Origin of the sequence: Flagellimonas chongwuensis, from assembly GCF_013376415.1 — a bacterium.
Classification (GTDB): Bacteria; Bacteroidota; Bacteroidia; order Flavobacteriales; family Flavobacteriaceae; genus Flagellimonas; species Flagellimonas chongwuensis.
Genome location: NZ_WYET01000004.1, coordinates 587,645 through 603,175 on the forward strand (window position 1 = coordinate 587,645; position 15,531 = coordinate 603,175).

The following is a 15,531-nucleotide window of genomic DNA, read 5'->3' on the forward strand; positions in this document are numbered from 1 at the left end:
ATGAAAAGTATACAAGCAATAGCCTTAGCGCTAGTATTTATAATGGCTTTTAGCTGCAAACAAGCTAAAAAAGAGACAGAAGAAGCAACTGAGGAAGTTGAAGAAACCGTGGACCAAATGGCTGAAACTACTGAACCCGAATCCATTACATTTAGCATGGAACCTAAAAGCGACAGTAATGTGAACGGTGAGGTTGTTTTTACCCAAGACAATGGCAATGTTGTTATGAAAGCTACCTTTACAGGGCTTGATGAAGGCGAACATGCCATCCACCTTCACGAAAAAGCAGATTGTTCTTCCGCAGATGGAAAATCAACAGGAGGACACTGGAACCCAACTTTTGAAAAACATGGTAAATGGGGAGCTGAAGATGGTTATCACAAAGGTGACATCGGTAACTTTACCGCTGATGCAGATGGAAATGCTACAGTAGATTTTTCTACGGACGAATGGTGCATTGGTTGCGATGACGAAAAGAAAAACATTTTGGGCAAAGCAGTAATCGTTCACCAAGGAGTGGATGATTACACCTCCCAACCATCCGGAGCTGCCGGTGCAAGAATCGCTTGTACAGGTATCATTCAGTAAAAACAATTCAGAGCTGCTTTCGGGCAGCTCTTTTTTTATTTCAATTTGTTGTGCTATGAAAGAATATTCTAACGGGGAAATAGCCGTGATATGGAAACCCGAACTTTGCCAACATGCCGGAATTTGCGTGAAAATGTTACCAAAGGTCTATAACCCCAAAGAAAAACCTTGGATAAAAGCTGAAAACGCGACCGCCGAGCAATTGAAAGAACAAATCTCAAAATGTCCATCGGGCGCATTAAGCTACCGATAACCAATCACTAAAATTTTGTGGAAAAGCAATATCAACTTGTAGATAACGAATCCGCCAAAAGGTTCCAGTTTGAACTGGATAATGGCGATATAGCAAAAATTGAATATATCAAAGCCAAAGAAAAAATATACCTTACCCATACCGAAGTCCCCCCAGGTCACGAAGGCCAAGGCATAGGCTCTGAACTTATCAAACAAAGTCTGGAACATATCAAAAAGGAAGATTGGACACTCATACCGTTGTGTCCCTTTGTTGCCAAATATCTGAAAGAACATCCCGAATGGAAAACATTGGTGCTTAAGGGAATCAATATTGAATAGTAAAAACACAGCCAACTTTTTATATCTTTAACCAACCGGTTATGCAATTGGACAACCTCATAGAAAAATTTCAGAAAAAGGACAGTGCTGCCTTTGAAACCCTGTACAATATGTACGCTGAAAATATATGTGGGGTAATCAATGTAATTGTGAAGGATACGGAGCGTTCCCAAGAAATCTGTCAAGATGTATTCGTGAAAATCTGGGAAAAATCGGACCAGTACGACACTTCCAAAGGCCGTTTTTTTACATGGATTTTGAACATAGCCCGTAACGCCGCAATCGACGAAGTGCGCTCAAAAACCCATAAAAATCAAAAAAAGAACCTCCCCGTAGATTCTCTCGTAGGTATCTATGAAAACGGCGAAGATCTTAATGGTAGAATGGACACTATTGGGCTTCAGTCTTTATTAAAAGGATTAAAGGAAAAGTGCATTTTGCTAATTGATATGCTTTATTTTAAAGGCTATACACAAAAAGAAGCTGCCAAAGAACTGGATACACCGGTCGGCACCATCAAAACGAGAATAAGAAGCTGTATTTCGAATATTAGAAAAAATATGGCATGAGCATGGATGTGAAAGAATACATAGCGTCTGGAAAATTGGAACTATATGTTGCAGGAGCATTGTCCACAGAGGAAAACTTGGAGGTGCAACATTATGCTATTCAATATCCTGAAATAAGGAATGAGATAGAGGCTATAGAGCAAGCTATTCTTGCAGTTACCGAAGCAGCGTCACCGAAGATGCCTTCGGATGGTTTTACCAAGATAAAAGCGCGGATAGATGATGTTATTCCATTTACACCTGAAGGTACCTCCAGCAAAGGAACCTCTTGGGGCAGTTATTTGGGATGGGCAGCATCGGTGCTATTGGCAGTCGGATTGTTCTGGATGTATACGGAGAATTCCAAGCTACAATCCGAAATAGAGCTTACCAACAAAGAGAAACAAAGTTTGGAGGATATACTATCGGATACCCAAGAGGAAATTACTTATAAAGAGTCGCTCCTTGAAGATATAAGAGACCAAAACGTTACAGTGATTGCACTTGGTGGACAAACGGTCTCACCTTCTTCTTATGCAAAAGCCTATTGGAACAAAGAAGAAAGCAAAGTGATTATTGATGCCAAGGGACTTCCCGAACCTCCGGAAGGCTTCACTTATCAGGTATGGTCCCTAAAATTGGACCCATTGACCCCCACCAGCATTGGATTGTTGGATGATTTTGCATCGGTGGACACGAAGCTATTTACATTGGAAAACGCGAATGAATCGGAAGCGTTTGGTATTACTTTGGAACCCGAAGGCGGTAGCGAAACACCAACATTGGAGCAATTGTATACCCTTGGTGCCGTAGGCTCCTAAGAAAAAGAAGGTGGCCGGCCAAACCAACCACCTTCAAAACTTAGATTACCTAAAAAAACAATCAAATATTAAAGTTTAATACCCACTCCGAATCCAAAAATCCATGGGTTTATATCTACGTCTGCGCCTACTGTTGCTCCTAAAGCAGTGGTAGCATCCACGGTCGCGGTGGTATTCAAGAACATTTTTTTTACGTCAAAGTTCAGGAACCATTTATCGTTCAACATATAATCAAACCCACCTTGAAGAGCAAAGCCAACAGCCGTATCATAGTCGATATCATCAACCGTTGGTCCTTCATCAACACCGTAGAATAAAGTAAGGTTCACCCCTGCCCCAACATAGGGAACCAAATTACCGCCAGTAAAATGGTATTGACCAGTAAGTGTTGGGGGCAACAACCAAACATGTCCCAAATCGATTTCTCCCACGGCGGTCTCTACTGCCTTTACATCATGTTTCGTAGTTCCTAGAATCAATTCCATGGACCAATTATCATCAAAGAAGTAGGTAATGTCAAATTCAGGGACAATTGAGGTGGAAATATCAACATTCCCGCCAATAGCTTCAATATCCGCGCTTTCATCCGGGGCAACCACGATTCCCCTTAATCTAAATTGCCATTTTCCACTATTGTCCGCTGGGGCATCCTGTGCCATTGCCAAGTTTGTCAGTCCCATTACAGCGATAACCGCTACAAGTATTCTTTTTCTCATCGTGTATTATTTAAAATGATGAGACAAATCTACCGAGCTGTGTTTTTCAAGAATATGATGTTTATCATTGGATGCAAAAGAGGAATCACTAAGCCATCTAAATCAAAAATACCGATTCATCAAAACCATTTTTTCCGTTTAAAAATGACTATGGATATTATGGTGACAATAAGCATTACGCCCAAGAGGATAAAATATCCGTAGGGAGACCTTAGTTCGGGCATGTTTTCGAAGTTCATCCCATAAATGCCGGCCAGAAATGTTAGGGGAATAAAAACCACTGAGAAGATGGTCAGGGTCTTCATTACCTCGTTCAAACGGTGGCCCTGGACACTGAAAAAGAGGTTTATTTGGCTTTCGAGCTCCATAATATCAGAGTCGATATCGGCAATAAGGCCATTTATCTGTTCACGAAGTTCACTAAAGTATTTGGTCTGAAAGCCTTTGACCTGAACTCGTTCCAACTTTATGATGATGTCCCTAAGACCTTGTGCTGCTTTCTTAAAATCTTGTATCACCGCTTTTTTCTGTTCTACCTCGAACATAAACTCAGGGGTTGGTTCACGTTTTACGATGGCATCCAAGGCATTTTCCATGACTACCGTTTCCTCGTACTTATCTTTGTAATTGGTAATCAAGGTCTCTAGAATAAAAAACAATAAGTAGTCCGCTCGCTTTTTTCTGATGATACCCTTGTTTTCGAATATTCGCTGACGAATCCAATCAAAATGATCCCCCCACTTTTCTTGGATACACCAATTAAAATCCTTTGAGACCACAAAATACATTTGCTCGGACTCCATAGTATCGTGTTCTGTTTTAAGGATTCTGGCTGCAATGAACAACTGGTCTTCCAGGACTATTACCTTGTTTCCCATCTTTTGGTTCAAGAGCAAACGCAGTAAAAAGTCATCAAGGTCATTGCCGTTCACCATTTGCCTAAACTCTTCCATGTAATCCAAACCATAGGTGTTTACCCAAGTAATGGATTTGTCGCCTTTTGAAAGCAATAAATCGTTCTCCAATGAGAATTTGTGATTAGAGTAATTTTCGGGAGAGTAGTTGATTACCCACGAATTTTCTTCAAAATCTGTTTTCATGGCTTAAAAATATGAAAGGGTTTATTCGTAGTTTAGACTTATCAATATAAATCAAATTTACTAAGAAGCATCATGATTGACACTATGTCCTTCAAATCCGAGATTTTGTTCACCATCATTCTTTTGACCATTATCATTACGCTCAACTCTTTCAGCAAAAGGGCTATTCGGCGGTTCGGTAGAACAAGTTCCATTGATATGAACAGTAGAAAAATCATTTTTTACTTGAGCAATTTGATGTTCTACCTGCTGGCCTTTATCGGCATTTCCTTGATATGGGGTGTTAATTTTGAAGATTTTTCAGTATTTATTTCCTCTATTTTGGCCATATTGGGAGTTGGTTTCGTAGCGCAATGGTCCATCCTTTCCAACCTTACGGCAAGTGTTATCCTCTTTTTTAACCATCCTTTACGTTTGGGTGACAGAATTAGGGTGATGGACAAGGATTTTGACTGGACCGGAAAAGTTGAGGACATCAGCGGATTTTATCTATTTATGCGCACGGATGATGGCAAACGAATTACCATCCCTACCAATCTGGTCATACAAAAAGGTATTGAAATCTTGAAAGAGCAAGAAAGCGAGACCCAAAACGCTATTGCCGATGATTAAAAAAACGCCATGGCAAAAATACCATGGCGTACCTAAAAACAACAACCAAGCCGAGACCCTATCGGTCTTCAACCTTGCTTTTAGCGGGGGAAATTCACAAACTGGCAACCTCTGCTTCCTTTATGGGGCCAAGCTCGTAGGTTGCCCCCAATAATTCTTCTTTTAGCGCTTTAACCTTGTCTTGTTTTCCGTTTGCTTTGTAAATCTCGGCAGCGCGTTGCAAAATAGCAGGCTCATGGGTCACACCAATTACGTGTTCTTCGATAACCTTCATTGATTTTTCCTTTTCTCCCAAATGAAGTAAACTGTAGGCCAACCACCCATAAGATTCGGGTGTAGGTCTAATACTCACCTCTTCCTGTGCCAGTTCATAAGCTCGATGTTCCACATCCATACTCAGCAAAAAATCCACGTTATGTGCATTGTACATATCGCCATAATCCGTGTTTTTACCTGCCATTTTATAATAATCATCCAATGCTTGAACCCTTAACATATCATCATCTATAAAAGCTGCGATCTCTGCTTTCAACAAATAATATTCGGGAGATTTGTTCTTTTGTGTAATGGAGTCCAAAATCCGAAGTGCCTCTATACCATTTCTTTCGTAGGAATACACGATCCAAGCGATTCCTTTTTTTGCATTTGCATCTTGTGGCGATATTTGAAGCGCCTTGAGATATAGTTTATAAGCTTTTTCTATATGTCCCGTAGCTCCATAATAATCCGCTAAATGGACGTAGGAACACAATAACAAATCTTCATTTTGGGAAATCTCTGCCTTCTCTGTCGCTTTTTCCATGAGCTTAATGGCGGAATCAGAATGACCCTTGAAATCGTTCCACCTAGCCAACCTGACCAAATACTCATAGCTTGATACATCCTTGATGCTATCCAAGTATTTGTTTGCAAGCCCATAGTTGCCCAATTCCATATGAAGATCAAACAGCAAACTCTGGGTCGCCTCCACATCGGTACCTAGAGCTCTTGCCTCTTCTGCCAACAGCAAAGCCTCCTTGAACCTGTGCTGCAACATGTAATTATTGGACAAAGCCCTTATAAATCCAGGTTTTTCAATAGTAGCCATCTCAATCGCCTTTTTTAAGGTCTTCGCTGAATTTTTTAAGAATTTGACATCACCGGTTTCCTTAAAAATTTGCATATTATCATCCGTCAAGTTCCACAAATCTGGCAATTGCATGCTATCACTATTGGCTTCTACTTCAAACTGTAAATTAGCGGGTATAGTCTTTAACGGACCCGATACCAAAAAGTGATCATAGTCCGATTTGTTTGTTTTGAACACTTCCGGTTCTTGAACGCAAGAAATCAGAACCGTTAAGGCTAGAAGCAAACAAATACATTGTATTATTGTCTTCATTTTGATTGTTGTTTTAGGGCTTGTATCTACCCTACCTACGGAACTGCGTAATACGCGGTTTGGTTTTAAAATGTTAAAATTTCATCGAAGACACCGGCCTGTACCAAAGCAAAGTCAGAGAAATTGTTTTACTTTGAAGCGTTAAAATATATCCATGAACCCTTCCGCCTCTGGCTGGATCAACAAGTTTGGTCACCTAGTAGCTCAAGAGTCTTCCCGTTTTGAAGACTTTGACAGTTTGTACAGAGAACTCAAAACAAATGGTTTCATTTACGGCGTCCATTTAAGCATTCCATCATTTATAGAAGTGGAACACACCCTGAGCGAGGACGAGATTGCCAAGATCAATCTGCTGACCGCTTTATACTACACCTATACATTTGAGGTTGGAAAGACCGATTTCGAGGCCTTCGTAAACAAAGTATTCGAATATTATCAATCTTTGAATGTGAGCAAGATTTCGTTTTTGAGCAAGATATTGAGCGGTTCAAAAACAATTTCCCAACTGGAAAAGTTGATTGATTCTCGAATCTATTTAAGCGACAATACTTTTAGCAGGGCACTCGGAAATAGTTTGACCAATTCGTTACTCTATGTAGATATTCTCATCTTCATAATTTATCTCCGAAGCGATAAAGACATGATGAGCCATGCACAACTTTTGGAGTATGTCACCATTAATATTGTGTACCATGCACTCAACTCCAAAGAAACACATGAATCGGATGCCAAATTAATTCAATTGTTGGGATCCTCTTTGACCTATGTTGATCTGGACAATGCAAAATTTGATGGTGAATATGCCGATTTATTGAACCAAAAATTCACCAAAAACGAGAAGGATTATTTCTTGGATATGGCCTGCTTGACTATATGGGAAGACAAGCTGTTGGACTACTCCGAAACAGACTATATTTTCGGTCTTGGAAAGGACCTTGGAAAGTCGAAAAAAGAGGTGGAATTTGAGCTGGAATTTGTCAAAAATTTCTTTGAGGAAAACAAGGATAAAATTGCCTACTTGGACAACAAAAATCTGGCCGTTCAATTCTATGATGGAATGTCCAAAAACGTGAGCAAATTAATTCTAAGAAACAGCAAAAGATTAAAAAAAGAGTTGACCGAAAGTAGGGAATTGGTCGGGCTCTTGTCCAAGTCGACGGTTAAGGATTTGAGTGACGAAGAGAAGAAAAAAGTACAAAATCAATTGCTCGATATTTTTAAAAGCATTCCTTCCTTGGCCATTTTTATGTTGCCTGGAGGAGCGATTCTTCTACCTATTTTTATTAAATTGATTCCTAAACTTCTCCCATCCGCCTTTGACGACAACCGAGTGGAAGAAAAGTAGGTTTTTAGCCTAAAAAACTTACTATAAGAAAAACTTATGATAAGTTTTTTATTTTATTAAAAATTTAATAATCAGTTTTTTAAACCGATTCATTCCAACCACAACTTAAAGTCTCTCACTCGCTCCCTGCTCACGATTATTTCATGCTCATCAAAGCGCTTTAATTTGATTTGGAGCCTTGAATTTGTGTACGAAATGATGTCACCTATATGATTGATGTTCACGTAAAATTTTCGACTGACCCTAAAAAATGTCTGTGGTTCCAACTCCTCTTCCAACTGTTCCAAGGTAGTGTCCAATAAATAATTTCTCCCATCCGAAGTAGCGGCATAAGTACCTTTGTTCTCACTATAAAAACACTCCACTTCATCGGCGTTAATAATTTTTAAATGTTGCCCTACCCTAGCTGTAAACCGTTTCTTGAATTCGCGTTCCAGGGGGTTCACCAAAAGCTTTTTTATGTCGTTAAAATCGATTGGTATTTTTTGGTTTTCCGGCTTAAAATTCCGGTACTTTTTAACGGCACTTTCCAGCTCTTCTTCGTCTATGGGTTTTAGTAAATAATCAATGCTATTTAACTTGAATGCTTGGAGTGCATATTCATCATAAGCGGTGGTAAAAATGATAGCACTTTTCACCTCGACTTCATCAAAGATTTCAAAGGAAAGTCCATCGGATAGTTGGATGTCCAAAAAGATTAAATCGGGGTGTTGATTTTCCTGAAACCATGCTATGGATTCTTCAACGGAATGCAACATGGTTGAGACCTCCATTTCCAATTCTGAGAGCAATCTGGACAATCTTCTTGCTGCAGGTTTTTCGTCTTCAATAATCAGGACATTCATATAGGTTTGGTTTGTGGTTTGGTAATGGTTCGTTTTATTTTATCATTTTTGGTTTATCCTACCCTTTGTCTTCTTTTCTCATTAAAAAAATCTATGGGATAGCATCCAATGGGAACTACTAAAATATTCAATCTCGCTATTTCCAAAACTCCTCATCAAGATTGTTATTTATATTTATCCACCTTACCCCTATCCTCATCCATGTATTTTTGAATCTGCCGTTCTTCCCATTTTTTAAAGAACGTTAATTTATGCCTTTGCAGAATCAAGGTATGTACGACCAAGATCACGGCCCAAATCAAGATGTTTGCATTGATCCAATCGTAGTAATAAGATTCTTTAGGAAACGTTTCTGGCAACAACGAGTTTAATACTCCGGTCTTAAGTAGGTATAAGAAACCGTTAACAACAATAAAGATGAAAATGTGTCTATAGTATCCTTTGAGCTCCTTGACCCGCTTTTCGGCGTTCTCCCTAACTGTATGCTTGTCAACCATCATCCCTATTTATATTTGTTCATTTCTTCTTTGTCCTCGTCCATGTACTTTTGGATTTGGCGCTCTTCCCAGTCTTTACCCAACAATGGGTTGAAACCAAAGGTTTTTGATGCATGGAAGAGAACTCCCACTCCCCAGGCAATCAAAGTAAAGAAATGCTCCCATCTCCAAAAGTCGTCGCTCCTTATGTACAGGTTCACCAAAATAAAGGCATTTATTACCATATAAATGGCCAAATGGATATAAAAGCCCTTGAGTTCATCCACTCGCTTTTTGGCTCTGTTGTACTTTTCTTTGTTGATGTTTTCCATGACTATTTCCATTTATTGTTCTGTTCATCTTCACGCATAAACTCTTCTAACTTGCGTTTTTCCCATTGCTTACCAAAAAAGGGATTAAGGTCAAATGTTTTAATCGCATGAAAAACAATTCCGATTCCCCAACCAAAAGCGGCCCACAAGAACCACATATAGCCAAAGCCCGTAGTATAGTAATTTAGAATTGCCAATCCGGCTATTACAAACACATAGGAAGTTACATTCCCATAAAACTTTTTGAGCTCCTGAACACGCTCACGTGCCCTTACATATTTGTTTTCTTTATCTATAGTTTCCATGGTATTGTTGTTTGATGTGATGTTGTAGCTAAAAATACTCATTCTTAAAATTCTTTATCGTTCATAAATTCCTGAATCTTACGTTCTTCCCAATCTTTACCAAAAATGGGATTGTGTCCATAAGCGGTCATCCAAAGACTGAACAAACCAAATCCCCATCCAACGGCGGGAAAAATGGCCCAAGGAATATCTGTGGTCCTATGATTGATGTAGATCAAAACCGGAATTACCACGCAATAAGCAATTAAGCTTTGATAAAAAGATTTTAGGTTCTCTACCCTTTCTTTTGCTCTGGTGTAGCGATGTTCGTTTACATTTTTCATGACTGTTCGGTTTTACTAATTGATTACAGGTCAAATATCAGAATAGCCTGGGGCAAAAAGAAAAGTGAGTTCCCGAACTGTAATTTTAATGGGATGAGTTGTAGTTGCAGGGGTTACAGGTTATAGGTTACGGGGTTACGTGAGGGTTGAGGGTTGAGGGTTGAGGGAAGTTCGTGAAATTTTCGTGATTGCAACCCATATGCTGAGTTCATTTGACCCACACAATTCGAAGACGGAAATTAGAGTTCTGAAATCTGACAACTGAAATATGAATTCCTAGAAATCGTCCTTCTCCATTAACTCCTTGATCTTGCGCTCCTCCCAACGTTTCCCCCATAATGGATTATAGCCAAAAGCCGCCATACCGTGAGCCGTAAGTCCAAATCCCCAACCCAACGTAGGGAAAAAGGCCCATAAAAATTCAGTAGTACGAAAATTGAGCCACCATAAAAAGGGAATCACGATACAATAGGCCATAAGATTGCCGTAGAAGTCCTTAATATTCTTGACCCGCTCCTTGGCGTTGGCATAGCGTTTCTCTTCAATATAGCTCTCCTGTGTCTCTAGAACCGTATATTTTTGGGTGAGCATGGGTATAAAAACCATGAAATCACTTTCCGTTTTCTCAATGATTACTTCACGTTCCGTGAGGATATTGTACCGTTGTTTTATGTTTTGGAGCCCTACCCCGCTGCTCTTTTTAACCACCTGTTTTTCTTGGAGGTTGTTGCTTACCACCAACATGCCATTCTGTTCAAATACTTTGATATGCAATGGCCGGGAAGAGGTAACCACATTGTGCTTTACTGCGTTTTCCAACAAAAGCTGTAATGACAGGGGCACTATTTTTGCTTCAGGCTTGGAGGAATTATCCGGGATATCGAAAATAATACTGTCTTCAAAACGCATCTTAAGAAGTCTAACATAGGTTCGGGCAAACTTCAACTCATCATCAACCGTAACCAAGTCCTTGTTTTTCTGTTCCAGTACATATCGATATACTTTGGAAAGCGATGTGGTGAAGTTTTGTGCCTGGTGTGGGTCTTCATCTATCAAACTGGTCAACACATTAAGGCTATTGAACAGAAAGTGGGGATCCAACTGATTTTTCAATGCATCGAAACGCGCCGATGCCGACCCGGCAATTATCTTTTGCTCCTTTACCTGTTTTTCCTTGTAGTATTTGTAGTAGTAGGCAGCATAGAACATCAATGCCACCGCCATAGAAATGATAAAGGAGCTTACATAGAATTCAGAACGTTCCTCAGCAAAAAACTGGTTTATGGATTTATCATATACCAGAACCATTAATACAAATCTGGAAACAATGATTCCAAGTATGGAAGCTATAATATTCCCTAGAATGCCATAACCAACATACTTTTTGGTAAAGAGCTCCTTATCGTACTTGCGCATTAAAAAGATAAAGGAGGCCGCATTGAACATGTAGATTATAACGGAAAAAATCATATTCTCCCAAAACTCCTCCCACAGTTGCTGATACGTAAGTTCCCATCCCTTGATAAAGAAAATAATGAGGAAAACTATAAAAATAGCTATCCCCACTAAAAATGCTTTTACAAGTTCTTTTATAAAGAGTTTCATGTTTTTCTATTTACCGCAACTTTTCAACACCTCTTCCGCCCTTTCCTTCCCCCAGGCAGGGTAAAACGGAGTTTCGGATTTAAAGGTAGCAAAAAGTTCCAAGGCCCTTTCCACATCTTTGCAATAGGGAGTAATGTCCTTTCCAAAATAACGGGCCGACCCCATGTCCCATTCCGCTTTGGAAAGTACTACCCTTGGATTGTCGGGCGCTATTTCCAATGCTTTTTGATACAATTGTACGTTTTTAGGAGAAAGTGTCATTCCATACGTGGCACCATCAAAAGCGATCCATGCCGTATTGATCAGGGCTTCCTGAATCAAAATTTCTGGATTGTCCGGAGAAATAGCCTTGGCCACATCCAAAAACTCTTTGGCTTTTTCCAATTGTTTGCTCAATTTTTCCTCATCCTTCTCCCCAAAAGAAATTACTGTATTAATCTGTGATACGTAGTAATAAGGCAACCATTTATCTGGTTCTGCAGTGGCAATACGCTCAAAAAGGTTGGATGCCTCTGTTGTTTTTTGGCTCTGCCATAATTCAAAGGCCTTTTCCATTCCGCTGGAATAGCGATCCTGTGCGTTCACAAATGTTGACCCTATAAGTATGATTACTAAAATAATTTTTTTCATGACTGTTGTTTTTGATTATTGATGCCACAAAGATGTTCTGAACAGAACTTTTTTTAAAAGAAGGTTTACCCAACTGTGAACATTCGGGGATGAACCGTAGTCCATCGCAACTTAATTTATATTTTAGCTTTCCATTTAAAATTTAAGCACGCCCATGTACACCCCTCCCCATTACAGCAATAATGACATTGAGGAAATCAAAACTTTTTTGAAGCAAAACAGTTTTGGGATTTTAATCAACATAGTTGATAATAAGCCTTGGGGCACGCATATTCCTTTGGAACTGGAAACCGATGGGAAAGGAAACGATGTTTTGGTGGGGCATATAGCCAAAGCCAATCCACAATGGAAGCATTTTAAAGATGAATCCGAAGTACTTTGCATTTTCAATGGACCTCATGCGTATGTATCATCATCGTGGTACAAGGAGGAAGAAGTACCTACGTGGAACTACATTGCAGTTCACGTATACGGAACCTTAAACATTCTTTCTGAAGAGGAAACCATGGCATCGATGCACCGATTGGTCGACAAATATGAGAAAGATTCTAAAAAACCGATTTCGCTTAAAAACATGTCCTCGAAAACCCTTCGACAGATAAAAGGTGTGGTAGGATTTCAGATAAAGGTTTCGGATATTCAGGCAACATATAAATTGTCGCAGACCCGTTCCGATGATCATCAAAAAATAATATCTGAACTAAAAGAACGCCCCGACTCGGGGAGCCAGGGCATTGCAGGATTAATGGAGGACTAAAAATTATTGATTGATTATTCGATATCCTGAAAAATAGCGTCGGCCCAGTTGGAATACCTTGAATTTTCCACGTGCATGATCCAAATCTCGTCTTGGTACTTACCCTTCATTTTTGAGTTGTACGCTTGGTAAGCCAATTCATTTTGGTCGTACTTTGCCAAATAGACGTAGTTGAGACCATTATCCGGGTTCTTAAAGTATTGTGCCTGTATCCCTTTGCTCTTCAATTCTTCCATGAAGTTTTTCAGATAGGTCTCATTTTTAAATACATTTGCCACAATGTAATGTCCTTGCCCTACACCTTCTAGATTGATATATTTTTCAATCGGCTTGAACGCTCCGCCGTTAAAGGTCCCTTCGCTTTTCTTTTCAACTTGTTTTGGTGGCGGTTTGGAATTCATGGCCAAAGCCGTTTCAGTGGAAGCATCAAAAGCATTGTACAGGGAATCTAGGTCCTTGCTATTTGCCATATAAAGTTTTTGTGCCTTTTCTTGGATATCCGGAATCTCGTCACCATTGTGCCGTTTTACCAAGCGCATGACCATCTCAAAACGCTTTTCCATGTCTTGTTCCCGACTCTGTTTCATGGAATCCACTTTATAAAGTAAGTCGTCTATTACGGCATAACTGTCTTCTTGCTTTTCTTGTAATTCGGCTACTCTTTCCTCCCAATAGGCTCTTTCTTCCTTATTGGTGGGGCGCAAAGTGGTTTCAACATCCAGTTTACTGCTTTGTTCCGTCTTTTTGGTTTCCTCTCCTGCAGCCGCTACAGCTGTATTCTCAATTTTCTTTTTCTCTATATCTTCTTCATCATTGGAGACGAATGTATTTTTGGAAAGATTGGGCACAAAAGAGTATGCAATGGAAATTTCGTGGGTCACACCAAGATTGGCTATACTATTCACTAAGCTCTTCTCAAAATTATAGCCGAAGGACAACCGCTGGTTTAAATTGAACCCCGTTCCTGCGGATGCACCATAAAATTGATCATATCCAGCTTGTACCCAACCCAGTTTTGGAAGGTCAAAAATAATCCCTCCGCCGAAAACAGGATCTTCACTGCCTTCAAAACGAGCTCTTGCCAAGGGCATTAATCGCGCATCCTCAAAAATACCCTTACCATATTCCAATTGGTGCACATACTGAATGTGGCCAGAGAATGTTTTTTGTTTGAACTGGGTCAGCGATTCACTGGATTTTAAATTAAAGTCCACCAAGTTTTGGGCAAAAACGCCAAAATCAAACTTGCCCAAACTAAGGTTCAACCCGGGTTGAAAAGAGATAATGGAACTTTCGCTAGCTTCGTTCAAAAAAGGGTCTTCTTCCAAGGCAACCACCCTACTCGGGTCATAACTGCTCACATAATAGGGAATATTCACGCCAAAAGTTAGGCTGCTCTCTTCCCCCAACTGAATTCCATGGGAGTAATTGGCCATTATGCCCAAATTGGAGATTATGCCAACTCGCTGATTGTAAAGGCTTAGGCCCAAGCCAATTCTATCGTTCAGCCGGCCGCTATAACTCAAAAAGTAGTTCTGACGGTTGTTGGTAAAATCTGCACTTTGACTTCGATGAAAAAAATTGATATACGATTTATCCTCCCGAATGGATGAAAAAGTGGGATTGATCAAAAATCGATTGAATTTCAACAAATTTTGAAACGGTACATCGTAACTTACATTGGGACCATTTTGCTCTTGGGCCTGCAATGGAAGACCAAGAAAAATAATGACCAGAAACGCAAATAGATAACGCTCACATGGATACGGGAATGTAGTTTGGGGAAACTTGGGTAGTTTTATCTCCATAGCCGATTGGAATTTGTAGGTTAAGTTGCCTGATTGGGACAGGCCAATATGTTTTTAAGTTTGTAATTCGCAAGATTTGGGACCTTGTAAGAATTTTATGACTAATCTAATGTAAAACTAAATATTTTATCGTCCAACTGGTAATTTTTTCGTTGAACAGCATAGTGAATTGATAGATAAGCAGTTTCTGTCGATAAAAAGTGCTTTTGAGTTTACGGATGTAATTGAAATTCAAATTATTTTTAATGGCAAAAACGAAAAATAACCTCATAATGGATGCCTCTTTTACCATTGTCCCCTATTCCGAAGCTTATAAAGATGCATTCAGAGACCTGAATGAGGAATGGATTGTCAAATATTTTCAAATTGAGGAAATGGACCGTCTTGCTCTACACAATCCGAAAAGCTACATTTTGGACAAAGGCGGATATATTGCAGTTGCCTTATTGAATGAGCAACCGGTAGGGGTTTGTTCCTTGATACCTTGTATTTATGACGGGTACGATTTTGAACTTTCCAAGATGGGTGTCTCTCCTACTGCACAAGGCAAAGGAATAGGCAAACTATTGGGCCAGCATATTATTGAGAAAGCAAAACAATTGGGCGCCAAAAAATTATTTTTGGAAAGCAATAGAAAATTGGTTCCAGCCCTTGCACTGTACAAAAAACTCGGCTTCGTGGAAATGGCCAAGGTCGCATCTCCATATGCCCGCAGCGATATTCAGATGGAATTGATTTTGGAGTAAGTAGTTCTTTGAGTGACTGC

The 15,531-nt window shown here is 39.7% G+C and carries 20 protein-coding genes; 9 read left to right on the forward strand and 11 right to left on the reverse strand.

Features of this window, described 5'->3' with window-relative positions; genetic code table 11:
• Genes GUA46_RS09740 through GUA46_RS09760 form a run of 5 tightly spaced genes read left to right on the forward strand, consistent with a single transcriptional unit; the run spans position 1 to position 2,530 of the window.
• Positions 1–588 carry a superoxide dismutase family protein gene (locus GUA46_RS09740; protein WP_176620329.1) on the forward strand — a complete coding sequence of 196 codons (588 nt, stop codon included), beginning with the start codon at positions 1–3 and terminating at the stop codon, positions 586–588.
• Between the two features lie 55 nt (positions 589–643).
• Positions 644–841, forward strand: coding sequence for a (4Fe-4S)-binding protein (locus GUA46_RS09745; protein ID WP_108244576.1), 198 nt, complete (start codon positions 644–646; stop codon positions 839–841).
• 17 nt (positions 842–858) lie between these two features.
• The gene (locus tag GUA46_RS09750; protein WP_108244575.1) at positions 859–1,161 is read left to right on the forward strand and encodes a GNAT family N-acetyltransferase; all 303 of its coding nucleotides are present in this window, start codon (positions 859–861) and stop codon (positions 1,159–1,161) included.
• A gap of 41 nt (positions 1,162–1,202) precedes the next feature.
• Positions 1,203–1,730: an RNA polymerase sigma factor gene (locus GUA46_RS09755; protein WP_176620330.1), complete on the forward strand. Its 528-nt coding sequence runs from the start codon at positions 1,203–1,205 to the stop codon at positions 1,728–1,730.
• A gap of 2 nt (positions 1,731–1,732) precedes the next feature.
• Complete coding sequence (locus GUA46_RS09760; RefSeq protein WP_176620736.1) at positions 1,733–2,530, forward strand: anti-sigma factor; 798 nt, start codon at positions 1,733–1,735, stop codon at positions 2,528–2,530.
• 68 nt (positions 2,531–2,598) lie between these two features.
• Here the strand turns inward: GUA46_RS09760 and GUA46_RS09765 are convergent, their stop codons facing one another.
• Complete coding sequence (locus tag GUA46_RS09765; protein WP_176620331.1) at positions 2,599–3,246, reverse strand: OmpW/AlkL family protein; 648 nt, start codon at positions 3,244–3,246, stop codon at positions 2,599–2,601.
• Between the two features lie 119 nt (positions 3,247–3,365).
• Positions 3,366–4,346 carry a CorA family divalent cation transporter gene (locus GUA46_RS09770; RefSeq protein WP_176620332.1) on the reverse strand — a complete coding sequence of 327 codons (981 nt, stop codon included), beginning with the start codon at positions 4,344–4,346 and terminating at the stop codon, positions 3,366–3,368.
• A 72-nt stretch (positions 4,347–4,418) separates the two neighbouring features.
• Between GUA46_RS09770 and GUA46_RS09775 the strand changes: the two genes are divergently transcribed.
• Positions 4,419–4,958 carry a mechanosensitive ion channel domain-containing protein gene (locus tag GUA46_RS09775; protein WP_108244571.1) on the forward strand — a complete coding sequence of 180 codons (540 nt, stop codon included), beginning with the start codon at positions 4,419–4,421 and terminating at the stop codon, positions 4,956–4,958.
• Between the two features lie 94 nt (positions 4,959–5,052).
• On the opposite strand, the gene GUA46_RS09780 is transcribed toward GUA46_RS09775, so the two are convergent.
• A complete protein-coding gene (locus tag GUA46_RS09780; protein WP_176620333.1) occupies positions 5,053–6,339 on the reverse strand; it encodes a tetratricopeptide repeat protein in 1,287 nt (428 codons plus the stop codon).
• 154 nt (positions 6,340–6,493) lie between these two features.
• Between GUA46_RS09780 and GUA46_RS09785 the strand changes: the two genes are divergently transcribed.
• Positions 6,494–7,684 (forward strand): LETM1-related biofilm-associated protein, encoded by a 1,191-nt coding sequence (locus GUA46_RS09785; protein WP_176620334.1) that lies wholly within the window; start codon positions 6,494–6,496, stop codon positions 7,682–7,684.
• 89 nt (positions 7,685–7,773) lie between these two features.
• Here GUA46_RS09785 and GUA46_RS09790 read toward each other — a convergent pair whose 3' ends face one another.
• The 7 genes from GUA46_RS09790 to GUA46_RS09820 form a co-directional block, all read right to left on the reverse strand.
• On the reverse strand, positions 7,774–8,529 hold the full coding sequence (locus GUA46_RS09790) for a LytR/AlgR family response regulator transcription factor (RefSeq protein WP_176620335.1): 756 nt from the start codon (positions 8,527–8,529) through the stop codon (positions 7,774–7,776).
• Positions 8,530–8,693: 164 nt separating this feature from the next.
• Positions 8,694–9,029 carry a 2TM domain-containing protein gene (locus GUA46_RS09795; RefSeq protein WP_176620336.1) on the reverse strand — a complete coding sequence of 112 codons (336 nt, stop codon included), beginning with the start codon at positions 9,027–9,029 and terminating at the stop codon, positions 8,694–8,696.
• Positions 9,030–9,031: 2 nt separating this feature from the next.
• A complete protein-coding gene (locus GUA46_RS09800; RefSeq protein ID WP_176620337.1) occupies positions 9,032–9,337 on the reverse strand; it encodes a 2TM domain-containing protein in 306 nt (101 codons plus the stop codon).
• 2 nt (positions 9,338–9,339) lie between these two features.
• Positions 9,340–9,684: a 2TM domain-containing protein gene (locus tag GUA46_RS09805; RefSeq protein ID WP_108244566.1), complete on the reverse strand. Its 345-nt coding sequence runs from the start codon at positions 9,682–9,684 to the stop codon at positions 9,340–9,342.
• A gap of 2 nt (positions 9,685–9,686) precedes the next feature.
• Positions 9,687–9,965, reverse strand: a complete 279-nt coding sequence (locus GUA46_RS09810; protein WP_176620338.1) for a 2TM domain-containing protein — start codon at positions 9,963–9,965, stop codon at positions 9,687–9,689.
• A gap of 276 nt (positions 9,966–10,241) precedes the next feature.
• On the reverse strand, positions 10,242–11,570 hold the full coding sequence (locus tag GUA46_RS09815; protein ID WP_176620339.1) for a 2TM domain-containing protein: 1,329 nt from the start codon (positions 11,568–11,570) through the stop codon (positions 10,242–10,244).
• 6 nt (positions 11,571–11,576) lie between these two features.
• Complete coding sequence (locus tag GUA46_RS09820; protein WP_176620340.1) at positions 11,577–12,200, reverse strand: tetratricopeptide repeat protein; 624 nt, start codon at positions 12,198–12,200, stop codon at positions 11,577–11,579.
• 154 nt (positions 12,201–12,354) lie between these two features.
• On the opposite strand from GUA46_RS09820, the gene GUA46_RS09825 reads away from it, so the two are divergent.
• Positions 12,355–12,957, forward strand: coding sequence for an FMN-binding negative transcriptional regulator (locus GUA46_RS09825; protein WP_176620341.1), 603 nt, complete (start codon positions 12,355–12,357; stop codon positions 12,955–12,957).
• 14 nt (positions 12,958–12,971) lie between these two features.
• Here the strand turns inward: GUA46_RS09825 and GUA46_RS09830 are convergent, their stop codons facing one another.
• Entirely contained in the window at positions 12,972–14,765 is a 1,794-nt protein-coding gene (locus GUA46_RS09830) for a PorP/SprF family type IX secretion system membrane protein (RefSeq protein WP_176620342.1), read from the reverse strand.
• A 245-nt stretch (positions 14,766–15,010) separates the two neighbouring features.
• Here GUA46_RS09830 and GUA46_RS09835 point away from each other — a divergent pair, with 245 nt between their 5' ends.
• Entirely contained in the window at positions 15,011–15,511 is a 501-nt protein-coding gene (locus tag GUA46_RS09835) for a GNAT family N-acetyltransferase (RefSeq protein WP_229418481.1), read from the forward strand.
• Positions 15,512–15,531 lie beyond the last annotated feature (20 nt).